This window comes from Sphingomonas sp. UYAg733 (genome assembly GCF_054057355.1).
Genome location: NZ_JBSRZE010000006.1, coordinates 89,490 through 111,476, shown reverse-complemented (window position 1 = coordinate 111,476; position 21,987 = coordinate 89,490). Strand labels below are relative to the sequence as shown.

Annotated in this window: 21 protein-coding genes and 1 pseudogene; 7 read left to right on the top strand and 15 right to left on the bottom strand. The window is 60.8% G+C overall.

Annotated elements, in window-relative coordinates:
* Positions 1-23: 23 nt before the first annotated feature.
* The 5 genes from ACVWZA_RS12425 to ACVWZA_RS12405 form a co-directional block, all read right to left on the bottom strand.
* Positions 24-389, bottom strand: a complete 366-nt coding sequence (locus tag ACVWZA_RS12425) for a hypothetical protein (protein ID WP_457311534.1) — start codon at positions 387-389, stop codon at positions 24-26.
* The gene (locus tag ACVWZA_RS12420; RefSeq protein WP_457311533.1) at positions 386-751 is read right to left on the bottom strand and encodes a hypothetical protein; all 366 of its coding nucleotides are present in this window, start codon (positions 749-751) and stop codon (positions 386-388) included. The genes ACVWZA_RS12425 and ACVWZA_RS12420 overlap by 4 nt, the downstream gene beginning before the upstream one ends.
* Entirely contained in the window at positions 748-1,365 is a 618-nt protein-coding gene (locus tag ACVWZA_RS12415) for a lysozyme (RefSeq protein WP_457311532.1), read from the bottom strand. The genes ACVWZA_RS12420 and ACVWZA_RS12415 overlap by 4 nt, the downstream gene beginning before the upstream one ends.
* Positions 1,362-1,703, bottom strand: a complete 342-nt coding sequence (locus ACVWZA_RS12410) for a hypothetical protein (protein ID WP_457311531.1) — start codon at positions 1,701-1,703, stop codon at positions 1,362-1,364. Before ACVWZA_RS12410 ends, ACVWZA_RS12415 begins: the two co-directional genes overlap by 4 nt.
* Before the next feature lie 573 nt (positions 1,704-2,276).
* Positions 2,277-3,410: an acyltransferase family protein gene (locus tag ACVWZA_RS12405; RefSeq protein WP_457311530.1), complete on the bottom strand. Its 1,134-nt coding sequence runs from the start codon at positions 3,408-3,410 to the stop codon at positions 2,277-2,279.
* A 254-nt stretch (positions 3,411-3,664) separates the two neighbouring features.
* On the opposite strand from ACVWZA_RS12405, the gene ACVWZA_RS12400 reads away from it, so the two are divergent.
* The 3 genes from ACVWZA_RS12400 to ACVWZA_RS12390 all read left to right on the top strand — a co-directional run bounded on the left by ACVWZA_RS12400 (position 3,665) and on the right by ACVWZA_RS12390 (position 7,670).
* Entirely contained in the window at positions 3,665-3,811 is a 147-nt protein-coding gene (locus ACVWZA_RS12400; RefSeq protein WP_457311529.1) for a hypothetical protein, read from the top strand.
* Positions 3,812-4,107: 296 nt separating this feature from the next.
* Positions 4,108-5,136: an acyltransferase family protein gene (locus ACVWZA_RS12395; protein ID WP_457311528.1), complete on the top strand. Its 1,029-nt coding sequence runs from the start codon at positions 4,108-4,110 to the stop codon at positions 5,134-5,136.
* An 851-nt stretch (positions 5,137-5,987) separates the two neighbouring features.
* Entirely contained in the window at positions 5,988-7,670 is a 1,683-nt protein-coding gene (locus ACVWZA_RS12390) for a carbamoyltransferase family protein (RefSeq protein ID WP_457311526.1), read from the top strand.
* Positions 7,671-7,708: 38 nt separating this feature from the next.
* Here the strand turns inward: ACVWZA_RS12390 and ACVWZA_RS12385 are convergent, their stop codons facing one another.
* On the bottom strand, positions 7,709-8,038 hold the full coding sequence (locus tag ACVWZA_RS12385; protein WP_457311524.1) for a hypothetical protein: 330 nt from the start codon (positions 8,036-8,038) through the stop codon (positions 7,709-7,711).
* Here ACVWZA_RS12385 and ACVWZA_RS12380 point away from each other — a divergent pair.
* The gene (locus ACVWZA_RS12380; RefSeq protein WP_457311522.1) at positions 8,021-8,971 is read left to right on the top strand and encodes a hypothetical protein; all 951 of its coding nucleotides are present in this window, start codon (positions 8,021-8,023) and stop codon (positions 8,969-8,971) included. The genes ACVWZA_RS12385 and ACVWZA_RS12380 overlap by 18 nt on opposite strands.
* Positions 8,972-8,998: 27 nt before the next feature.
* Here the strand turns inward: ACVWZA_RS12380 and ACVWZA_RS12375 are convergent, their stop codons facing one another.
* Positions 8,999-11,563 (bottom strand): sialate O-acetylesterase, encoded by a 2,565-nt coding sequence (locus ACVWZA_RS12375; RefSeq protein ID WP_457311520.1) that lies wholly within the window; start codon positions 11,561-11,563, stop codon positions 8,999-9,001.
* A 288-nt stretch (positions 11,564-11,851) separates the two neighbouring features.
* Between ACVWZA_RS12375 and ACVWZA_RS12370 the strand changes: the two genes are divergently transcribed.
* On the top strand, positions 11,852-12,604 hold the full coding sequence (locus tag ACVWZA_RS12370; protein WP_457311519.1) for a hypothetical protein: 753 nt from the start codon (positions 11,852-11,854) through the stop codon (positions 12,602-12,604).
* A gap of 295 nt (positions 12,605-12,899) precedes the next feature.
* Here ACVWZA_RS12370 and ACVWZA_RS12365 read toward each other — a convergent pair.
* A pseudogene (locus ACVWZA_RS12365) lies at positions 12,900-13,920 on the bottom strand (IS30 family transposase).
* A 140-nt stretch (positions 13,921-14,060) separates the two neighbouring features.
* On the opposite strand from ACVWZA_RS12365, the gene ACVWZA_RS12360 reads away from it, so the two are divergent.
* Positions 14,061-14,294, top strand: coding sequence for a hypothetical protein (locus tag ACVWZA_RS12360; protein ID WP_457311518.1), 234 nt, complete (start codon positions 14,061-14,063; stop codon positions 14,292-14,294).
* On the opposite strand, the gene ACVWZA_RS12355 is transcribed toward ACVWZA_RS12360, so the two are convergent.
* Together ACVWZA_RS12355 and ACVWZA_RS12350 are read right to left on the bottom strand one after the other, a co-directional pair.
* Positions 14,280-14,708 (bottom strand): hypothetical protein, encoded by a 429-nt coding sequence (locus ACVWZA_RS12355; protein ID WP_457311517.1) that lies wholly within the window; start codon positions 14,706-14,708, stop codon positions 14,280-14,282. The two genes, ACVWZA_RS12360 and ACVWZA_RS12355, sit on opposite strands and share 15 nt — an antisense overlap.
* A gap of 312 nt (positions 14,709-15,020) precedes the next feature.
* Entirely contained in the window at positions 15,021-17,039 is a 2,019-nt protein-coding gene (locus tag ACVWZA_RS12350) for a hypothetical protein (protein WP_457311516.1), read from the bottom strand.
* A 24-nt stretch (positions 17,040-17,063) separates the two neighbouring features.
* On the opposite strand from ACVWZA_RS12350, the gene ACVWZA_RS12345 reads away from it, so the two are divergent.
* On the top strand, positions 17,064-17,375 hold the full coding sequence (locus ACVWZA_RS12345; RefSeq protein ID WP_457311515.1) for a hypothetical protein: 312 nt from the start codon (positions 17,064-17,066) through the stop codon (positions 17,373-17,375).
* Here ACVWZA_RS12345 and ACVWZA_RS12340 read toward each other — a convergent pair.
* The 5 genes from ACVWZA_RS12340 to ACVWZA_RS12320 are packed head-to-tail and all read right to left on the bottom strand — an operon-like array spanning position 17,369 to position 21,915.
* Positions 17,369-17,923 (bottom strand): hypothetical protein, encoded by a 555-nt coding sequence (locus ACVWZA_RS12340; RefSeq protein WP_457311514.1) that lies wholly within the window; start codon positions 17,921-17,923, stop codon positions 17,369-17,371. The genes ACVWZA_RS12345 and ACVWZA_RS12340 overlap by 7 nt on opposite strands.
* A complete protein-coding gene (locus ACVWZA_RS12335; RefSeq protein ID WP_457311512.1) occupies positions 17,923-18,528 on the bottom strand; it encodes a hypothetical protein in 606 nt (201 codons plus the stop codon). Before ACVWZA_RS12335 ends, ACVWZA_RS12340 begins: the two co-directional genes overlap by 1 nt.
* Entirely contained in the window at positions 18,525-20,306 is a 1,782-nt protein-coding gene (locus tag ACVWZA_RS12330) for a hypothetical protein (RefSeq protein ID WP_457311511.1), read from the bottom strand. The genes ACVWZA_RS12335 and ACVWZA_RS12330 overlap by 4 nt, the downstream gene beginning before the upstream one ends.
* On the bottom strand, positions 20,303-21,298 hold the full coding sequence (locus tag ACVWZA_RS12325; protein WP_457311510.1) for a ubiquitin-activating E1 FCCH domain-containing protein: 996 nt from the start codon (positions 21,296-21,298) through the stop codon (positions 20,303-20,305). The genes ACVWZA_RS12330 and ACVWZA_RS12325 overlap by 4 nt, the downstream gene beginning before the upstream one ends.
* Positions 21,298-21,915 (bottom strand): hypothetical protein, encoded by a 618-nt coding sequence (locus ACVWZA_RS12320; protein ID WP_457311509.1) that lies wholly within the window; start codon positions 21,913-21,915, stop codon positions 21,298-21,300. Before ACVWZA_RS12320 ends, ACVWZA_RS12325 begins: the two co-directional genes overlap by 1 nt.
* Positions 21,916-21,987 lie beyond the last annotated feature (72 nt).

The following is a 21,987-nucleotide window of genomic DNA, read 5'->3' as shown; positions in this document are numbered from 1 at the left end:
GGGAGACGCCGGCCTGCCAGCCTTCAGGAAGCAGGGCCGAGCAAGGCGACGCACTCGTCCGAATGACGGTAGCTGCGCAAGCGGCAAGTGGCGCGATCAGCAGCGTCGTTGCTATTGCCCGCAGGGGCCGCGGTAATGGCATCGGTTCCGTCCTTCACGATGTTGTGGATTTCTGTTTCGGCGGCGTGGGCATTGCCGATCGTCCGCACGGCATCCGCACCGCTGTCGAGCGCGGCACCGCGCTGCCCGACCGCGAGCCGCTCGGCCGTCCGTGCGGTTCGGGCGGTGCCGCAGGAGCGCAGCGCGAACAGCGCGCCGACCAGGGCGAGAAGCAGCGCGACGGCCGCGACCCGCGCCGCGTTCTTCGCAATCCAGGGGGGTAATGTCATCGCCGGCCTTCCGTCCGGGCCGTCTCGCCGGGCTTGAGCATAACGTCAGGCGCGGGATCGGCATTACCCGCCTGCGCCGTGGCGGTGATCGCGGCGAAGGCGGCGGCGGTGTTGCGTGTCTTGTCCTCATCGCCCTTGTTGGCGGCGAAGTGGAAGGCGAAGATCATGTTGAGCAGGCCGGTCAGGGTGACGGCCTGAATAATGACCTTGAACACCTCGACCTCCCACAGCGCGGGATCCCGCATCGCCATGCCGAGCAGCAGCGCGGCGAGCGCGAAGGCGCCGATCGTCACCCATTGCCGCTCGCTCGGCCAGCCGGGCAGGCGGTCGAGACAGCGGTCGAGAAAGGCCCAGAAGGTCATGCCCCCGCCCCTTCCCGATCCGCGGCACCAAGATACATGGCACGTTCCACCGCGCGCCGGCGAGTGAGGCCGTTCAGCACCTTGCCCGCCTGTTTGTTCCAGCGCGGGAATTGATCGGCCGCCTCCGCATAACGGCCCGCAAGATGGAGGCGCAGCAGCGTCGAATTGCGCAGCGCGGTCGTGCCGATATTATAGGCGAGGCTGACGATCGCGTCATATTGCCCCGGTGTCGTCCACGGACTCTGGCCGGCGGTGCCGAGCAACGCCGCGACAGCGCCGCCGAACCGGTCGAGATCGGCAGCGAACGCGGTGTCGGCCTGTGCCTGAGTCCATACCAGCCCGAGCCGGATGCCGGGACCGGTCGTGCCCCAGCCGATCGTCGGCACATCGTCGGGCGTCGGCAGGTACGCGGTCAGACGGCATTGCTCGAACCCCTTGATGAGGCGGGCACACGCGGCGGACGGGGCGAACATGGGCGCGGCAGCGGGCGGCGGCGAAGGTGGTGGGGGCGGAAAACTTGCCAGCGCCGCATTGACCGCCTGCACGTCCGTCTTTGTCAGGGCCTTGCCCTTGATCTGCCGGATCGCGTCGAACAACAGCTTTGCGGCGGTCATGGCGTCACCTTTCCCGAGAGCAACGCCCAGGCCGTGACGGCCGCGCCGACCAGCCAGCCGAGCGCGGGCGATTTGAGCAGCATCCGGCCGATCGTCCTGGCGCCTTCGCTGCGGTTATTGGCTGCCTCAAGCGTCGCGAGGCGGATCTTGAGATCGGCGATGTCGGAGGCGAGCGGCCCGAGCCCGACCACCTCGCGCGTAAGCCCATCGAGTTTGGCGGAGAGATTGTTGACCGAATGCACGACCTCCCGCAGCTGCCCGCGCATCTCGCCCAGGATCATGCTGCTTTCGTTGAGGGTCGGCGAAGGGTGTTCGACCGTGGTGCGCGGCGGACTCAATGCGGGTACTCCCGTTGCTGGAGTTTCGCGATAACGCCACGGCGGCGCGGGTTGAATCGACGGTGGCCAGAGCATCGAGCATTATGTCAAACGTGCGGCAGCGGCTCTGGTCCGGCGCGAGGCCTGGCGCTCTCAGCCCAGCGGCAATCCTGTTTCGGGGGAGATATGTTACACCGGTTGTTGCATATCTTCGCGCAGATTCGGGAACGAATAGGATCACGCCGGGCCGGATGGGCGGCCGAGAGATATGGGACACCCCCTGGTCGCATATCTTCGGCGCCCGGCACGGCTATATATTCTATTTAAATCAATAGCTTAGGTATGTTTCAATACCACAGCATCGTGGCAGAATCAGGGGAATCCGCAGCCGGCATCACGCCTGACGCGATCAGGCTGATGCGTGATTGCATTGATAGCATTGATCACGGTCCATCGTCACCGGTGAGCCGAAATTACACCGCCGGTTGTTCGAGATGAAATCCGGGCCGGCTACGAACCAGCGACCGCAAGAGCAGCTTTTGATTTGGGTGGAATCGAACGGGGAATGGTGGATCAACTCAGTTCGAAAAGGCGCTAGTCCGTCCTGTCCGAAAATTCCGCGGCGATAGGAGAGACGGCGTCGGCCGGCACCGGGGCGAGACCACCGCCGGCAAAGTTGCTCGGCGCCCATATCTCCCGCAGGGACAGCGACCCACGTTCGAAGACATAGTAAAACGCGGCGCCGAATACCGCTATCAGTGTCGGCCAGACCACGAAGAATGTCAGCCGGTCGCCGATAAAGGCGACACGTTGGTTCAGAATATTTCCGGCATGAATCATCAGCGGATGAATGAGATAGACGCTGTACGAGGTTATCGCGACCGCGCGCACTGGCCCGGTCAGCAGTTTCCCGAGGACCGGGCGTTTGCCCGTCACGGCCAGAAGAACGGCCGCAAAGAATAAGGCTACCAGGCTGTTCATGACCACGTAGCTGACTGTCATCGGCGCCGTCGCGCCGACGCAACAAAGAGCGAAGAGTGGTACCACCAGCCATTTCGCGGCGCGAGCGGTCGGCGCCCACAGATCCGCGCGATTTATGTTCAGCCACGCTAACGCCAATCCCAGCGTCAGCCCCTCGAAATGAACATGCGTCGCGGTCCGGTAGAAGCCGAACGGCGAAGTCGGCGCGACCGCGGCGTAATGCCAGCGGAACAAGAGCGGCCCGATCAGTCCGACCGCCAATAACGGTAGACGAGCCGGCTTGAACGATCGCGTAAGCACCATCAGCAGCGGTACAAGGAGGTAGAAATGCTCCTCCACACAGAGCGACCAGCTCACTAAAAAGTAAGGGATTTCGGTTCGATAATTCTGCAGGAAGACAAGGTAGCGCCAATCGAACGGCTCGTGCCTGGCGTACCAGACCGCCCCCCATGCCAGCAGTAGAGCGGCCAGATAAGGCGGTATGGTCCGTAGCCAGCGGCGCGCGAGGAAGCGAAGCAGCCGCACTTGCCCCGCAGCCCGTTCCTCTCTCCAGTAGATCGAACCAATCAGAAAGCCGGAGAGAATGAAAAACAGGTCCACGCCATAAGCGCCGAAATGCGCCAGCGAATCGAGCCAAAGCGGGTCGATCGGCGACCATTGCAACACATGATAGAAGACGACCGCCAGCACGGCAACGGCGCGCAAGAGATCGAGCTTCGGATCTCGCAAGGGCGCGCCAGAGCTCACCGGGTTTCCTTATCAACAACATTCCGTCGTTCCAATCCCCCCGTTCGTCGCAGGGCGTCTCTTTAGATTGGCGATGTCAGAGGCGAGGGGCCGAACTTAACCACCCTGCACATCTCACGCAGAATCATGCTACTTTCGTGAGGGTCGGCGAGGAGTGTTCGGCGGTGGTCCGCGCGGACTCATGCGATGCTCCTGTTGCTGGCGCGTCGTCATGGCGCTACGGCGGCGCGAACTGAATCAAGTGGTGGTCAAAGATGAAACGCGGCTTCTGGAACCGCTTCGGCTCGGCGATTATTCTCGGCAGCATCCTAGTGCTGTTTGCGGGGCTAATGATCTACGGCAACGCAACCGAAGAGATCGAGCGGGGCAATGATCGCCCGATGACCGCGTCAGGGCAGTAGGCGCTTGTCTTCAACTTGCCGCCGAGCGCCGAATCTACGAGCCCAAGGTAAATCTGCTGTCGTCTCTCGTGGCGCCAGATAAGATAGCGGCCGATATAGGCACTAATCGTGGCGGCTACGCTGGCGCCCTCCTGCCCCTGTGCAGAGGTGTCGAAGCGTTCGAACCCAATCCCGTTGTCGCGGCCGAACTGCCGCACCTATGCGCACGTTAATGTTGAGTAATTGATGAAAACGACGTGCGGTCATGGTGGCCACCGTTGGATTGCGAGCAAGAGTGCCATCTGTATAAAGCCGCGATGGACAAAACCGATACGACGTCGAGCGTTCAGCCCCAACTCGGTCATTTCCATGACCTCGACGGGATGCGAGGTGTTTTGGCTATCCTCGTCATGCTATTCCATTTAGGGTCCGATGGAGTACTCAAGTCGGCAAGCGGCGGGTATTTCCGGCACAGTCTTACACCGCTGTGCGTGGACTTCTTCTTCATCCTGAGCGGCTTCGTGCTTTTCCTGTCATTTTCAAAACGCCGGCCGACATTACCGGAATATATAATCAAGCGGGTCCGCCGGTTGATGCCGCTCCTGATCTTGACGACTGCGGTTGCCCTTATCGTGACGCCCGATCATTTCACCATCCTGGAAATCGTGTCGAACTTTGCCGGGGTCGCGTCGATCCTTGCGATTCGGTCAATCAACAGTCCGGCATGGAGCGTACCGTTCGAGTTATTCGTGCCACTTGCTATGCTCCCCCTGCTCGGCCCGTTGGCACGGCTTTCGAACCGGCGGATTGTCATACTCCTGGCACTGCTAATCCTCGGTGGCAGCATCGTGTCTGTGGTTCAGGCAAGCGGCCCTGACTGGCGACATGCACGCGCAATCTTTGGTCTGGGCAGCGGTATGGCCTTGGCGCGGTTGATTCAGGCCATGGCGCCAAAGCGAGCGATGCCCAAGACCGTTCTTTCGCTATTCGTCTGCGCGATCGCAATCATGGAGATCGCGCCGACCTGGCCAGCGGCCGCCGTCCTTTTCTTTCCGATTTCCGCACTGTGCATTTATTTAGGCTCCCGCACGCGAACAATCCTATCTGCGGCAGCATTTCAGGCTGTTGGACGATGGTCCTACTCGATCTATTTGCTCCATCTGCCCATTCTTGGGGCCATCATTGTGGGGAGCGGATGGGGCGGTAGATCGGCGCTGACAAAGATGCTTGCAATCGCCCTGACGTTTATTCTTTCAGGCATTAGTTACCGGTATATCGAACTACCATTTATGCAGAGGCGCCAAAGACCCACTATGCCGACCAAACCGATGGAGCATATTGTCTAAACCCTCGCCGACGCGAGGCACGCACCGTTGGTGATAAATGTCGAACCGTGCTAAGATCACGCCATGCCACTCGTCCCCTCACTTTTCCTGGTCGCCACCACCGCCTTGGCCATGCGTCGATTGCTGGCAAACGCAGCAATGGTGGCCGCGTGATCCGGCGACTTATCAGCTGGCTGGCACGATGGACCAGCGACCGCGAACCGCCGCTTGGCACCCCCGAGCATGACGAGTGGGTCAAGAGCTGGGCCATTCGCTAGCCCCGGTTCATGATCGAATAGATCATCTGGCCGGCACTTATCTTCATCGCATTCATCGGGTGAATCGTGTCGTAAAGTCCGTTGCCGCTGTGAACGGTAATGCGGTTCGTCTGCACTAGGCCGATGTAATCAAGCACATCTCGGCACCCGTACTTCTCGGACACCTCATAGGCCGCCGCCCGGTATGCTTCACGGTCGCTTGCTCCGTGGGACAGGTGCCGGGGGTGCTGTACGTGTCCCACCGATGAAACGGCGTTTGCAGCCAGATCAGCATTGCTGGATTGTCGTTATACAGCGCCTCGATCAGGCGCGTCGTTGGGCTGATTGCTGCCACATATGCTTCCTGATGATAGGCGCGGCGTAAGTGGATTGGCGGGTGGTTTGAATCGGATGGCGGAAATGGGTGTTCGACGCTGTTCGACTGATGTGGGATTGATCAGCTAGATTGCCAAACCCCGGCCCGGGAAGCCCCTTGTCTAACGGTGTTCAGCGCCCCGTGCGTGGAAACCGCATTCTTGCGTTTCACCTTGGCAACTGCATTTCCAGCGTTATGAGGCATCCACAAGAGAGTTCAGGCAGGGGCAGTGGAATTTCATGATCGTTCTTGGCATCAATCATAGCTCTTATCACGATTCTTCTGCGGCAATTGTCAAAGACGGCATCCCGATTTTCGCGATAGCCGAAGAGCGGTTGAGCAAGGTCAAGCATGACGCCGCCTTCCCCACTTTGGCGATCAAGGCTTGCCTGGACCATGTCGGCATCACTCCTGGAGAAGTCGACCAGATCATTATTGGTTGGCAGGAGTCTTCGAAGATTCTCAAGCGGACCGTCAGCAATGTCCTGTCGCGCAAAGATCCGATGCCGCTGAAGTCGCTCCCCGGGTTCGCGCTGCGCGATTCACTGGCGCAATATCAACGAAATTCCGAGCGGATGATGAAACGTCATTTCGGCGGCAACTTCGTCGCCCCGCGTCGCATCGATCACCATTACGCGCACGCGCTGAGTGCATATGTCCCGTCGGGAATGGATGAAGCGACCGTCGTTGTGATCGACGGTCGTGGTGCATGGGAAGCGTCGAGTATCTGGCACGGAAAAGGCAACCGGCTGGAGCATGTCGAAACGGTCAATTACCCAAACTCACTTGGGCTTTTCTACGCGACATTCACGGGCTTTCTCGGATTCGAGAAATATGCCGACGAATGGAAGGTCATGGGACTTGCGCCATATGGCAGGCCCGGCGCCGTCGATCTTTCCCCGTTCGTGTCCTATGGCGCAGGCCGATATGAAGTCCGCTCCGACTTGCTTCTTTTGAGGGAGGGCAGCCGGGAATATGCCGGCGTCGAACGCCACATCGGCCCGGCACGCAATCCTGACGCCGAATTGACTCAAGCAGACCGCGACCTGGCATGGGCGGTGCAGGATATGTGCGAGCGCGTCGAGTGCGACTATATTGCCAAGGCGATCGAGCGTACCGGCAGCCGCAACCTGTGTATTGCCGGTGGCGTCGGCCTCAATTCAAAGGCGAATGGCCTGTTCCTGCAAAAGGGGCTTTGCGACGAGATATTCGTCCAGCCGGCGGCCGGCGACGATGGCGTTGCGCTTGGCGCGGCGCTGGCCCCCTCGTTCGAGGCGGGCGTGCGCGAAATGACGCAGATGTCGGCTTATCTTGGGCCGAGCTTCACCCGCGAACAAGTCAGGGCCGACCTGATCAAGTTCAAGCTGCCGTTCCGCGAAGTCGAATCACCGGCCAAGGCGGCCGCCGAATTGCTCGCCAAGGGCGCGTTGGTCGGCTGGTTTCAGGGTCGCGAGGAATTCGGTCCCCGCGCACTCGGCCACCGGTCGATCATTGCCGACCCGAAGCCGATCGAGAATCGCGACCGGGTCAACAACGCGGTAAAATTCCGCGAGGAGTGGCGGCCGTTCGCACCGTCGGTCCTTGAGGCACATTGCGACGATCTGTTCGAAAGCTATCAGGACAGCCCGTTCATGATCCTGACATTCCCGGCCAAGCCGCTCGCTAAGGAGAAGCTGGCGGCGGCGATCCATGTCGATGGCAGCGCGCGTGTCCAGACGGTGCGCGAAGGCCGCAACGATGTGTATTTCGACATGATCAGCGAGTTCCATAAGCTGACCGGAACGCCTGGCGTGATGAACACCAGTTTCAATTTAAAGGGCGAAGTGATCGTCAACACCCCATTCGACGCCGTTCGTACATTCTATACCTCCGGGTTGGACGCGCTGGTCATCGAGAACTTTGTGGTTGAAAAAGGCGTTTGATCAGGCGCGCGAAATCGCGATTGGTGCGCGTATTTCCGTCACCGCGCCTGCTCCTCCAGATAATCGAACAGTCGTTCGCGACGATCGCGGTGCAGGCGCTGGGCGCCATCACCACGCTGTCGTTCGTCCATCTTCTGCCGGAACACGAATACGCGTTGTTCGGGCTTTGCATCGTCAGCCTTAATTTCATCGTCGTCAGCAGCGATCTCGGCCTGGGCGCGTCGATGCAATTCTTCTGGCGCGAGGCAGTGCGCGGCGGGGTTGCATTTCCGATACGCTATCGGGCGATCTTGCGGCTGCGGATCTGGTTCTTTGGGCTGTCGTCGCTGATCGGCTTGTCGATCCTCGGTGTGATGATCGCGCGCCATGGCGCCACGATCCCAACGATCGCGACCTTGCTAACCCTTGTCGCGGTGACCGGCTGGCTGCAGGTCAAGAGCGGCATGACGGTGTCACTCGCGCGCCTGGGGCTGCAGTTGCGGCGCGCCTATTCGGCCGAGCTTGTGGGCTCGCTGGTCCGCGCCGCGCTGGCCGGCCTCGGGTTTTTTCTCTTGATCCGCGGCGCCTGGTTCCCCCTTGCCACCATGGGCGCAACCACACTCTTCACAATCATGATCGCCCGGCGGAGCGTCGATCCATCAGTATTCCGTGCGACAGATGCCCAATCCGAAATGAAGCCTGTGCTTGGCTATGTCCTGAGCACGATGCTGGGCACGATCATATTCGCGACGCAGGACATATTGGTCTATTCTCTGGCATCGCTACACGGCAGCTCGCAGGTGATCGCGCAAACCTTTGCGCTGGGCCGCCTGGCCGCGATATTCGTCGTGATCAGCGGCGTGATGGCGAACGTCATCATCCCGCGTATCGCCAACCTGAGCAGCGACGGCCATGCGATCCGCAATGGATTGCTGCCGCCCGCAATCGTGGCCCTTGGCTGTTCGATTCTGACCGCGCTGGCAGCGGCCTTTTCGGACCAGGCGCTGCTCTTGCTTGGCAAAGCCTATGGCGGGCTCCAGCTCGAGCTTATCCTTGCCCTTTCCGCTGCGTCGCTCTCTCTCGTCGCCCAGATGCTTGGCCGCTTTAACCGCGCAATGGGCTGGGTAAAAATCGAAACGATCGTCTATTCGGTGCACATCATCGCCATTGTCGGCGTCGGTTATTTTTCCAGCTTTACGAACACAAGAGCGGTTCTGACATTCAACCTTATTCTTTCGATGTTCTCATTCATCGAGATGCTGTTCATCACATGCGTCGGCCTGCGCGCCCTCAGGCAACGGGCGAAGGCAGCCCTGGGCTGATCGAATCCGCTCCCCGCCAGCACCGCCTTAGTCCGTGGTGATCGACCAGCCCTTGGCGATCAGGCTCGCCTTCGCGGTAGCGCCGGCACCGGTCGGCGCAGCGGCGGGGATTGCCGGCCCCGAAAACTTGAACTGATTTAGAATAATAGTACCGCCTGTCTTCCCGTTCGCATTGAGAGCAATCAGCCGAGCATTCACTTCCGCTACGGTCAAATATCCAAACGAGTGTTGGTGACTTACAAGGTTTGGCACGAGCGTGAGATCAAGCGTCGGGCTGGCATTCGACCAATTGATCGCCAGCGTCGTCAGCCCGGGCAGCTTAGCCAGCAGCGTGTTCGAGAAGGCAATGGCCGATGACGTGGGCGAGAGTTGACCCATAATGAGCGTGCGCATTTTGCTCGAAGAAAAGCGATATGCAGCGAGATTGCCAATCGCCAGACCAGCCACCTGCTCTCCACCGGGTATGGCCAAGCTGTAGAGCGGGAACCCTTCATCTACCGTCTGCAAGCCGGAAATCTTGGCATTGCCGTTGAACGCGTTGATTGTGAACGTCGCGCCCACGGACTTGTTGGCATACACCTCGATCGTTTTGGCAGCAGCGCTCGGAAAGGTCCAAGAGATCGACTGCGCCGTATCGACGCTGTTTACCGCGCTCAAATCGTAGAGCGTCACTGCATATGGCGTGAGCGGCGCGTTCTGCATATTGATCTGGAAAGCGCCGTTTGCGGTCGTGCTGATCCGCAAGCGATACCAGCCGTTGACCGGCGGCATGTTGGCGAGAACATCGGCATATTTAACGCCATCGGGAACGGCGTACTTGCCAGTCAGACCCGTCGCGATCAAGGCCGCCGCCGCATCCTTCGCACCGTTGTTGTTGCATCCGAGCATACTGTAATGCAGCGTATCAGTATAATAGCCGCCCGCATTGGTATAAGCCTTCGCGTCGGTGCAGCCCATCTTTACGTAACCGGAATAGGTCGGGTCGGTCGCAATGTTGTTCTGCGCCAGCCGGATGCGATCGGACGCGACGACATTAGTCGCGCCCTGGTTGTTACCCAGTTCGCAGATGATGATTTTAGCGGTTGGATAGTCGTTGTGGAGCTTTGCAAAGAACGTCCCTAGCGCCGCCTGATGGGTTGCGGTCAGAACGTTGCCAAGCGCGTCTTGTTCGCCTTGCGACCAGTCGATAACGATCTGGTTAATGTTGAAGCCGAAGCGGGCGGCATCCGCGATCGCAAGGCGGACATGCTCGCGAAAATAGTTATCGTAAAGGTTGGCCGGGTCGGACAGGTCCCAAGTGCCGCCCGACAGCGCCGCGATGTTCGGCGCGCTGGTAAGTGCCGCTTTCGCCGCGCTGACGATTGACGAGCCACCCGCTGCGCAATCGACAAAGATGGCAGCACCGCCGCCGCCATCCGCCCATGCCTTGGCAAACGCCATCTGCGGCCCGCCGAACTTGCGGCCGAGACGACAGTAACCGAGCGGCAGGATCGCGCCGAAGCTGCCGGTATCGCGATAGTATTCGTACCCCTCGCCCGCGCTTGGGACGGTCGATGCCTTGTAGTCCGTCGCATAGCCTTCGTTCTGCGACTGACCCATCATGATGATAAGGGCGGCGTCTTCGTTCCCGATGCCGATGCTGTTGTTTTGGATGTACCGCACGGGCCAGGCACCCGCCTTCGGGCCATAGACGCGACCGCTCGTCTGTTCGAAATAGGTCGCGCCATCTGGACCGCCCGTCATTGCGTCCGGTGCACCGCGGCCGTACATGATGGGAGTGATCGAGGCGTTTACAGTCGCCGCCGCAGCCGTTGCAATCCCCGCCTGCGTCGTTGCATTCGTCGCCGCAGCAGGAGCCGCGATAATCGCTGCGATGTTCGTTGCCGCGATGTCGATCGCGGAGAGCGCGGCATAAACGGCTTCGAGCTTCGTCAGATCCGCCTGAATCGCTTCGAGCTTGGCGAGATCGACATAGATGGCATGCAGTTCGGAGAGCTTTGCCGACACGGTGCCGATCGTGTTTGCGCCGAGCAGATCGGTAGCGACCGCCAATATCGCAGCGAGCCCGTCGAACACGCCGGAAACCACCGACATGTTGTCAGCCACCGTCATCACGTCGCCGATCGCCCCCGCAACCGTCGGAATATCGCCGCCCGACAGCAAATTCTCACCCACCGCGACGATCGACGCCACATCGGAGAGGGGAATCTCGAGCCCCTCCTCGCCACGCGGCACTTTCAGCGCGCGGCTCGCCTTGTCCTCGGTGACGAGGGCCTTGACCGCAGCGCGCCGGTTGATCGTGTTGATCGTCGCCAGATTATAGGCGCCCTCATTCTCGAACTCGCTGGTCTGGAGATAGTCGGGCGCGGAGAGCAGCAGGACCTGCGCATTCGCGGCGGGCGCGGCGGCGAAGGTTACCGTGCCGCCGGTGGCGGCGAATTCCACGGTGTAGGACAGGGCCGGGACGGCCGTGCCGTCGACCTGGACCAGGATATCGGCCGCGCCGACGATCGAGAAATCGAAGCTGAACGCGGTTTGCGTTCCGTTCGCGGTATAGGGTCCGGTGAATATTGTCGGGCTGATTGCTGCCACATGCGCCTCCTGATGAGAGGCGCGGGGTAGGAGCGTTTGCAGAGGGTTTGAATCGGACGGCGAAATACCTGTTCGATCACGCCTTTCGTGGATCCGGGATCTGAAGCACCTCATCGCGGTACATCCCAACTCCGCCGCCACGCCTCCGGCGGCATCGACCGCCGCCTGCCCTGTCAGCTTGTAATAGGATTGATCGCCGCTGCGGTGGCCGAGTTCAGGCTAAAGCCGAAATGTTCTTGATATGTACACCGGCGCTGCTAGCCTGTCGGCTTGAACGGAGAAGGCATCATGACCTATCGAACCGCGCTGGCCATCGCTTTGATTGCGATCGTATCATCTGCCTCTGCCTCGGCCCAAGCAAAGGAGGCGAAGGAGTGGATGGCGCTGGGATGGATCGGCCCTTATCGGGTGGGCGTCAATCTAACAATTCGAGACAACACGGACCTGATTGCGGCTCATTATTTCTATGCCAAAAATCCCATCGATATTCCCCTCACTGTGGCGGTTGCTGGCGGGAAAGTAACGCTGCGTGAACCGGGCGGCGGTGTCTTCGACCTCCGGTTCGCGTCCAACGACAAACCGGCAACGCGCCCCTTGAGTTTCTACACCTCCACCGCATTGGTCGGAACCTGGACTGGAAAGGGACGGGTCTATCCTGTTCGTTTGGATCTCACCTCGACCGACAGGCTTCACGGCGCTGATCGCTATCAAAATGTCACGAATGCATCCGCGCCGGCTTTTGAAGCGCTGGTTCAACGGTTCATCCATGGTGCGATCAGCGGTAATCGAGCAAAGACTGCGTCGGCGGTGTCGTTTCCGCTAACAGTCCGCGATACCAAAACTTACACTGTGCGCAATCGAGCCCAGCTTTATGCTCGTTGGAAGCAGGTTTTTACGCCCTGCTTCATCGTCAATCTTAAAGAAGCAGTTCCGCACGAGATGTTTGTCAGAGATGAGGTAGCCATGGTGTCGGACGGCGCCGTCTGGTTCAATGCCCGGGGTGCGACATTTATAAACTGGCCGAGCTGTTTCAAAGATTGATTGTTAATATATTTACTTGTCACGGAGCATTCCCGGTTGATAGGGCACCAGACGCAATGGCTTGTTCAAGCAACTTCGCCTCGTTTTGACGACGGTTCCGATATAGAGTTTCGGCGCGAAGAACATTTGCGGCCAACCGCCATTCACCCGTTTTTGCGTAGTCCCAGAATCCCTTTGGACGCCTGTTATTAACCAAGCCATAATGATGTTGGTGAAATATACTGAAAAGGACTGTCTGAGCCTCAGGCAGAGTTACAGTGACAGTCCACTTTTCTCATCCCTAGGCTTGGCGGTGTCAATTTTGAAGTGCAACACCCCCGGTTTCGGTGGCGCTGGCGGCGAGATATTCGTTGTAAGCTTCGAGCGGAGTTCGGAAGTCGAGCACCTTGCGCGGTCTCGAGTTGAGTTTCTCGGCGATCGCGTCGAGATCGCTCTGGGTGTAGCCGCTGAGGTCCTCACCCTTGGGCAGATATTGGCGGATGAGGCCGTTGGCGTTTTCATTGCTGCCGCGCTGCCAGGGGCTGTGCGGGTCGGCGAAGTAGATTTTGACGCTGGTGTTTTCGGTAAGCGCCTGATGGCAGGTCATTTCCGATCCGCGGTCGTATGTCATGGTCTGCCGCAAGCCGGCCGGCATCTGGCCGAACAGGCGTTCGAACCCGATTTGCGTCGAGCGGGCATCCGGCGCGTCGATCTGGGCGAGCAGGACGAGGCGGGTCGTCCGTTCAACCAGTGTTCCGACCGCAGAACGGTTGAAGGCGCCCTTGATGAGGTCGCCCTCCCAATGGCCAGCTATTTGACGTTCCTCGATTTCTTCGGGGCGACCTGTGATCCGCAGCGCGTCGGGCACCCAGCTGTGTCGGTCGCTGCCACGCGAGCGCGGCCGCCTGGCCTGGCGTCCCTGGCGCAGGCAGGCGAGTAACGCGCGGCGCAGCTCACCGCGCGGCAGGGCGTAGAGCGCGAGATAGATGGTCTCGTGGCTGACGCGTTGGGACCGGTCGTCGGCTTCCATGCGGCGCAATCTGCCCGCAATCTGCAGGGGCGACCACCCTTCGCGCACATAGCCGACGACGGTATCGAACAGCGCCGTACCGGACCGCAGCTTGCGGCGGCGCTTCTGGTGGCGCAGCTCCAGCGCGCGCCAAGCCGCGCCATCCGTCATAGGGCAGATACTCGCAGTTGCGCTCCAGCTCGCGGCTGATCGTCGACGGATTACGCTTGAGCGTTCGGGCGATCGCCCGAACGCTCAAGCGCCGGCGCACCCCCTCGGCAATCGTCAGCCGCTCACGATAGCTCAGCTGCTCGTTGCTCTTCCCCACAGCCGTTCCTCCCTCCAAGACCGCAGGCACCTTCGCCTGTTGCACTTGGTTTTGGAACGCGCCCCGTCATCATGAGACGGTCGCGCTGTGATCGAGCCGCGGTAATACCCTCGCTGTGCCCTTGTGAACTGAGGTCATGAATGCTGAAAAAGATCATCATCGCAGCCATCGCCGCCGGCCTGGCACTTGGGGCTTACCTGATCATTCAGGCGGATTTGATCCGGAGTGCTACGGCAAAATACTATAGATGTGGGGGTTATGTTCGAGACGCAGACCGGATAGTGCTGACTGACCTGCGATATTTTATCGGTTTGCATGGGATGTATATCATTGATGAAAAATGCGAGGGCTTCGCTCACTCAATGATCCAATAACTCGATCCACACCCTCGACTTTGCGCCCTTGTTCAGCACGATGACAGAATGCGCCGTACCGACCCTGTCTACTTTGCCTCCCCACGCGCCTTTTGGTAAAGCTTGCAGCCACCAATCAGCTTTCAGGTCACCGACAATTCCCGGCTCATAGCCAAGGACCGGATCCTTTCCGTCAAGGAATTCACGTACGAAGACCCGCGCTTTGTCCGAATCCGCATCGAACCTGATGAACTGAATCGTGTCCTGAAAATGTCTTTCCACGATGATCACATTGGTCGCACCATCCGGCAATGCTGCGCCCGTGTCGGAGAGTCTGAGATTCTTGATCTCCTCCTCCGACACCCTTTCATTCTTGATGTCATCGCCGCCAAAAATGCATCCGGACAGTTGGAATGCGATGAGGGCATTGATCAAGATTCTGCGGATCGTCACGTTCCGATATGGAGAATGTCCGGAAACCATCACACCCTTTCCAATGACAACGCGCTAGTCCATCGGCACATGAACTGTGTGTGGGCACCCTTACGCCCCATCTCACTCCATCATCATGGCGATACACTCGCAGAGTAGACGAATGTTCCCCTTATGTCCATAGAGCACAATAAGCCCGCCGCATTTTTGATCGTGCGAGGCTTCGCTGCTTGCCCTATAGGACATGGCTTGGCCAAATGACCCAAGCGCCGCCAATTGATACACGGGCGGTCTCGATATATATTACCCGTCAAGCTAACGACGCACCCTCTCCTTTGGAAGATGAAAACGGAGATTGATTTCGCGTGGCGATGAAGTACCCATCATATCAAATTCCCGCGCAAGTCCAGCACTACTCAGCGCGCCCATCGTACGATCATCAATTTCGATGCCCATAGGAAATGTTTTTTTCTTGTTATCCCAGTTATATCGATCGAATACGTGGGTATTATATTTTATATTCACTTTAACGATATCCCCCGCATCTGGACTCACCGTAACAGTAGCCGTTTGCGCCATATCGAATCCCCCGACAGTATGAAACCAGTCCCACTCGCGAGCATCATCCTTATCGCCGGTCGCTCCACTATTACCCCATGGCGTCGTAATCTCAAACGATAGGCCATTGCCGCGATAATCGGTAACTATTCTACGTTTAATATTGCTGACGACATCTTTATCGAACTGCGCCGCAGACTCCTTACGGAATTTAGGAATTTCGTCGAGCATCCTGTCGACATCAAGGGTCATTGGACCGCCTCCCCCGTCAAGGTAGTGCTTCAATGCCCCTACCGCCCGTTGATAACCAGCCAAGCGCGGTACGAATAACGTGTTTTGCATAAGGGTATGGAAGGCCAGCTCCTTAGCCGTGGGCCAGCGGACATTGAATTCATTGGTGCCATCCGCCGCCGCTTTTGGCGGAGGTGGAGGAAAGGGCAGGGTTGGGAAAGGTTCGGGCAAACCTCGCATTTGGCGGTAAATTCTGTTGGCATCTTCGGCGTCGCCGCCCCTTTCCTTTGCTATTTGCCAGGCGACCGCGCGGTCCTGGCCGGCTTCGAGACGATCTTGACCGACGTCGATCAGCTGAGGAGGATCGTCATAGCCGTCTCCGACCATTAAGACCGAATTTTGCGGCAACGCGGCCGCGCTTCGGCCATTCCGGTTCAGCAAAGCCGATTCGGGGAGCCCATTGCCGTCGACATGCATCTCGCCAAATTCCGTGGCTCGCTGTCCGATCGCCTCCCACACGCGCTGTCCGGTCACTGCGGGAAGCGCCGGCGGTGAGGCTTGCCAGCCACGTTGCGCATCGACCAGCGCAGCATATTCCTCCGGCGTCACCTGATCGCGGTAGAGCCGCAGGTCGGTGTTGACGAACGCCCGTTGGTCGGTCGCGGCGAGCTTCACCAGACGGTGCGCGGCCTCGCCCGGCAGCGCGACCGGCTCGGGCCTGGCATTCGCCCCGGCCTGGCGCGTCAGCGCGTCCAGCGTCTCCGGATCCAGCCCGCGCAGCACATCCGGCGATAATTTCGTGATCGAGGTGAATCCCTCGCCGAGCCGGTCGGCCAGTTCGAAGGCGGTATCGCGCGCGGCGCGCTGGCTTTGCGCGATCCGGCGTTCAATCTGTGCCGCGCGCGCGGCGGCGTCGTTCAGCGCCGCTTCCTCCACCTCAGGAGGCAGGTCTTGCTCAGCTAGATACGAATAGATCGCAGGCAGGTCGGCATTTCGCGGCGCATAGGGTTCGGCCGGGCCGTCGCGGTCGCCGGCAACCGATGCGCCATAGGTATCGATCACCGCCGCCGCGCGACGCTCGAGCAATGGCTGGCGCAGGCTTTCCTCGATCTCCACCCGATCCCGTGCCGTCATCTCGTTTTGATGCGCGCGATAATATGCATCCGCCGCGATCGCATCTCCAACGGTCAGCCCGTCGATCGCCTGTTTGTGGATGCCGGAGATATAGCCAAGCTCGGCCGCTCCCTTGGCCGCCGGGTCCCAGCCCTGCACCGCCGCCCGGTCGTCCAGCGCCTTCAGCCCGGTCGCGACATGATCGACGAACAGCGGCGTGCCGATATGGTCGAGCGCGTTGGCGGCACTTGCCTCCATCAGTTGCTCGGCCTGCTGCCCCTGCCAGACGTTTTTTTGCGCATCGGCATGAGCCCGAACTCCGGCGATATCCTGCTCGACACGTTGGCCGATCACGCCATCGAACAGGTCGCGGACATGCGGCTGCATCGTCTTGCGGATCTCATCCGGGATCCGGTTCAGCGCCGCGCTCACGCCATCGGCCGCCTCCACCGCCGCTTGCCCGAACTGCGTCAGATACCCGCCACCGGCGCGCAACAGCCCGCGTGCCGCTCCGTCATAGGCATTATATCCCTGCTTCAGCGCGGCATCGGCCGCCGCCGCCTCATCGCGCTCGCGCTGCGCCGCGATCAGTTGCTGCTCTTTCTGCAGATCCTTCGAGACGCCGTCCAGCGCTCCGCCCAGCGTCGCAAGCCCCGACCCCACCGCCTGCAGGCCCGTGCCCGTATAATCGCCGGGGCGAACCTTCGCATCAGTTACGCCGGCAAGGCCGACACGGTTCTCTTCTATTGGGACGGTCGGCATCAGTAGATCCCGTCCGAACCTTGAACGCCATAGGCGTTCAAACTGCCTGCTCCGCCGAACTTCTTCATACCCGAAATATTCGACGCGCTGCCCAGCGCGGTGGACACCGCCTTGAACCCGGCATCGATCAGCGCGCCGCTCGCCTTGGCGCGATTGGCGGCCGCCTCGGAACGATAGTTGAACGCGCTGATCTCGAACCCGCGAGTGCGCTGGTATCCACCCTTGTAGATCTGCGCGAGATCCTCCGCGCCGAGCATCGCGGTGTCCTTCTGCACATCGACCGCGCTGCCGAAATTCAGGTCGACGCCGTTCGCCGCCATCGCGGCCTGTTGTGCGCCCTTCATTTGCGCCAGCGCACGACCCCGGCGTTGCGATTCCAGGTTGGTCGTCTCGATCGAATCCCTGGCCTGTTCGTTGGCGAGGCGATTATTCTGGTCGGCGATCGACGCCTGATAGCGATATTGCTGGGCCTGGCCGATGCCGGACATGACGGTGCCGGCAACAGTGGTGACGGCCGATGCGATGGCAAGACCGACGGCGACGGGGACGCACATCAGCGGCGCTCCAGCATGAAGGTGACGAATTCGGTTCCGGTGTGCACGATCACCTCCTGTTCGATGACGAAGCCAAGCCACCGCAGGAAGCGGATGGCGCGGCTGTTCCCGCATGTAACTAGATTGGACAGGCGCGGGGTTGAATCGAGCATCGCGTCGATCGCGCGGGGCCCCCGGCGCAGCATCTCGCGCGGGTGGCGATAGACCGCGTCGGTGCCGAGCATCCACGGCCGTCCCTCGCCGCACAGCGCGTTGGTGACGACAAGGCCGAACATCGCCTCCGCTCGCCCGTCGATCAGCACGGTGAGGCAGAATGACGACGCGGCCAGGCCGGCGCGTAAAGCCTGTTTGGGGGTCTGCCCCAGCGCGGCGCATTCGATCCGGTCATGTTCGCGCAGGCGGTGGGCGATCGGGCCGATATGGGTTGGGCGCGCGGGGATGAGGGTGATGCCCTTTCGCTCCTCCCCGGTACGGGGAGGGGGACCGCGCGCTTCTTCAGCGCGTGGTGGAGGGGGATATCCGCAAGCGTGACGCTGCCGGCCCGCCCCCTCCACCAGCTTCGCTGGTCCCCCTCCCCGTGCCGGGGAGGAACTATGGGATTTCATTCCGACACGCTGGGGTCGAGATAGATCGCGCTGATTGTCATCGGCAGCGGATCGTCCGACCGCACCACGACCCGCGCACCCCCGTTCAGGTCGGGCCGCAAATAGGTTTCCAGGAGTCCGGTCTGCAAAGCGTTGGGCTGGCCCGGCAGCTCATGCGTGCGCCCGCGCAGCGGCTCGAGCGTCGCGTCGGTCGGCCCGGCCTTCAGCGCGCGGCTGTCGACCACGCGGATCACTGCCTTGGCCTGGCTCTGCACCTTGGCGACGGTCCAGCCGCTTTGTCCCTGCACCGCCAGCGGCAGCGTCTCGACCGTCGCCGAATATGGCAGTCCCGCCGTCACTTTGGTTGCAGCGAATGGCAATATGACCATGCCGTTGGTGACCACCAGTCCCGACACGACATTGCCATCGGCCAGCGTGGAGATCGCCATCCCTTCGAGATGCCCGAGGTTGCGCAACACCGTGGCCGGCTCCTCGAAGACATAAGTCACGGCGCTGTCGAGGAAACAGCAGTCCGCCACCTCGGCCCAGCGTGTCGCGGCCATGCGTTCGATCAACAATTTGCCGCCCCGCCTGACCGTCAGATAGAGCCGGTCCTCATTCCCTTCGGACACGACGCAGACGCTTTCGACCAGGCCGTTCGTCTCGCACAAGGTCCAGCCCCAGACCTGCTGTTCCTGTTCCCAGGTGAAGCACAGCAGCTTGCCATCATCGCGCACCGCCCAGACGATCGAGCGCGGTTCCTGCGCATAGGCCCAGGCCTTGATGGTGAAGCCGCGGAACAGATGCGGGGAGAAGATCGTCACATCGTTGGAATCGATCGAGTCGGTCTGGAACTGATACCCCAAGGTGCGCACGCCATTGCCGACGCTGGTCTGATAGAAACACACGCTGTCGATGACGAGCGGCGACAGGCGCGACGATCCGCGCCCGTTCTGACGCCGCACGGCAAAGTCGGTCGCGCTGAGCACGCCGCCCTGCCCGCCCTCGATCTTGAAGATACTGTCCGATGTCAGCGCGAGCAACGTGTTCATCGACACGAGCTGGTTGACCGCATTGACCCGCCCCGCAACAAGCGCGAAGCTCAGCGCGTCCGATGCCTTGAGCGGCCGGGAGATATCCATGATCTCGAAGCTGCCCGATCGCGACCCGTACAGCGCATTTGGATGGTTCGTCGTCCGCGCCCAGAGCAGCCGTTGTTCGAAGAACGTCACCGTCGATGGCCAATTGCCGAGCACATCAAACGGATTGGCGCCGACCGGCGGGCCGTCGGAATAATCCGGCCCGATATTGTCGTCGATAAAGGATGTCGTGGTGGTCGTGCCGATATACCCAAATTCCTGGGTATTGTCGGCCTTGAATACCCGGAAACGCAGGTCCGTGCCCGCTGGTGCGGTCCAACTGATCGCATTGTAGTTGCGCTTCAACGTCAGGTCGTTGGTCGCGGCAAGGGGCAGTGATGCGCGGCTCTCCATGCCCGAAAGATCATCGACCGCGGTCACGATATATGTGGCGGTCTGGGGGAAATAGGCGTCCCCGCCATTGGCCGCGTCACTGTTCGGCGAATATGCCGACGCGCTCAACAGGGTCGGCTTGGCGAGCGTCGGGGAGAAGGCGATGGCCGAGAAGGTCCAGTCGGTATGACCGGCGCGCACCAGCTTGGTCGGCGCATGGTTGAGGTGCGCAATATACATGGTGTCGGCCGACTGTTCGAAATCGACCTCGGGCAATTCGGCACCATTGTAAGGTGAACCGACGCGGTAGATGCGCGCGACGCTCATACATACCCTCCATCGAGTTCCTGGTCGGCCCGCTTATTGTGGCTCAGCACGCCGTTCGAGACGTAAGTGTGAGCATCGGTAACGGCGATCCTGGCGACCCAGGCCGAACCGTCCGAAGTGCCGATGTCGCGCATCTTTACCCACGCGCCATCGATCCACACCGGGTGCTCGCCCGTCGCCCGTAGCGTGTTCCCATCGATTGTCGCGGCATAGACCGGCTTCCATGCCATCTCGATCGCTTCGACTGGATAATTGCCCTCCTCCATCGTGTCGGCATGGCGGGTCCGCAGCAGCATCCCCGCCTTGAGGAAACGCGCCTCGATCGTCTCGCCCGACGACAACAGGATCGGCGTGTCGTCAACGACGCAGAAGCCACCTGAGCCACCGCCGCCACCGACATCGGGCGGAGGCGGCGGCGGCGGCGGTGGAGGGACCGGGGGCGGAGGGGGTGGAGGTGGCGGCGGCGCAACCCGCGTCGTACCGTTATTGTCCGCCGTGAAGGCCCCGAACCCGGTCGAATCGACTGCGATCGTGAAATGCGAGCTATCGCCCACGCTCAGCACACGAGCGACGCGGCCATTCAACTCGGTCGCGCCCTCGATCCCATCGAAATAGACCTGATCGCCGACCACATATTCGTGATACGCCGCCTGGATCATGGTCGTGGCGCCCGGCGTGATCGCCTCGATCGTCAGCTTTTCCTCGATTACCAGACCACCACCAGCAGCCGGGCGCATATAGCCCTGCCCCATTTCGAGCGCGTAGGTCTGTGTCAGCGAGAATTGGAACGGCATCAACCGTACACCCTGGTCGGCATAGACTTCGGCGACGAGCCGCGTGCCGGGTCTCTTGGTGACGCCGCCATATTTCAGGATCGTCACGTTGCGCGCACGGCGCAGGCCGACCTGATAGGCACCGACATCGACCCGCGAGAGCAGGTCTTCGCTGATTTCCCCCTTGCTGAAATTGGGCTGGCCGGTGCGCAGCGCCATCAGACGTCTCCGCCGGTGATGGTCCGCGCGATCAGCACCTGGTCGGTGAAGGCCCCATCATATTGCGGGTCGCGCTGCGGCTGTCGATTGCGGTCATCGGCGATCGCGCGCTGTGCGGCGACCTCCGCCTGTTGCAGCAATTGCGCCTTCATTTCGCGGCTGTCGCGCACCGGCACGGCAAGGCGCGCGGCCAGCGCAAAGGCAAGTGCATCGACGAACATTGCGGGCATCACCGCTTCCGCGACCTGATTGGGCGAATATTCGAGCACCGCATTCGTGGCCTGCGCATAAAGCACGCCGGCCTCGACGATGAAGCATTGCCCCTGGGCCGGCACCCATTCTCCGACCGCAGGTACCACCCGCTTGGCGGTGCCGAGATCGACGGGCAGGCCGTAAGCATGCGCCCATTCGCCCGCCCGTGGATTGAGGGTCAGCGCGGGCAACGCAACGATCTTCGTCGCGAAGCTCCATTCGTGCCGCTCGAGCAGCAGTGTCAGGCACTGCGGATAATATCGCGCGCACTCGCGCGCCTCGATACTATTCTCATCGATATCGGCGATGGGCGGCGCGCGAAGCTCCCCCAGTGCCAGGTTACAAACGGTTATGCTTACGGCCATGGATGCGCGCTAGGGCAAGCGGGCCAGCGGTTGAATCGGACGGCGGCCGCCGCCGCACGCGTCCCCAACGCG

Coding starts and splice junctions, on each gene's coding strand:
- ACVWZA_RS12425 (WP_457311534.1), bottom strand. CDS start 389: ATGACATTACCCCCCTGGATTGCGAAGAACGCGGCGCGGGTCGCGGCC.
- ACVWZA_RS12420 (WP_457311533.1), bottom strand. CDS start 751: ATGACCTTCTGGGCCTTTCTCGACCGCTGTCTCGACCGCCTGCCCGGC.
- ACVWZA_RS12415 (WP_457311532.1), bottom strand. CDS start 1,365: ATGACCGCCGCAAAGCTGTTGTTCGACGCGATCCGGCAGATCAAGGGC.
- ACVWZA_RS12400 (WP_457311529.1), top strand. CDS start 3,665: ATGAAACGCGGCTTCTGGAACCGCTTCGGCTCGGCGATTATTCTCGGC.
- ACVWZA_RS12395 (WP_457311528.1), top strand. CDS start 4,108: ATGGACAAAACCGATACGACGTCGAGCGTTCAGCCCCAACTCGGTCAT.
- ACVWZA_RS12390 (WP_457311526.1), top strand. CDS start 5,988: ATGATCGTTCTTGGCATCAATCATAGCTCTTATCACGATTCTTCTGCG.
- ACVWZA_RS12385 (WP_457311524.1), bottom strand. CDS start 8,038: ATGGCGCGCGATCATCACACCGAGGATCGACAAGCCGATCAGCGACGA.
- ACVWZA_RS12370 (WP_457311519.1), top strand. CDS start 11,852: ATGACCTATCGAACCGCGCTGGCCATCGCTTTGATTGCGATCGTATCA.
- ACVWZA_RS12360 (WP_457311518.1), top strand. CDS start 14,061: ATGCTGAAAAAGATCATCATCGCAGCCATCGCCGCCGGCCTGGCACTT.
- ACVWZA_RS12340 (WP_457311514.1), bottom strand. CDS start 17,923: ATGTGCGTCCCCGTCGCCGTCGGTCTTGCCATCGCATCGGCCGTCACC.
- ACVWZA_RS12335 (WP_457311512.1), bottom strand. CDS start 18,528: ATGAAATCCCATAGTTCCTCCCCGGCACGGGGAGGGGGACCAGCGAAG.
- ACVWZA_RS12330 (WP_457311511.1), bottom strand. CDS start 20,306: ATGAGCGTCGCGCGCATCTACCGCGTCGGTTCACCTTACAATGGTGCC.
- ACVWZA_RS12325 (WP_457311510.1), bottom strand. CDS start 21,298: ATGGCGCTGCGCACCGGCCAGCCCAATTTCAGCAAGGGGGAAATCAGC.
- ACVWZA_RS12320 (WP_457311509.1), bottom strand. CDS start 21,915: ATGGCCGTAAGCATAACCGTTTGTAACCTGGCACTGGGGGAGCTTCGC.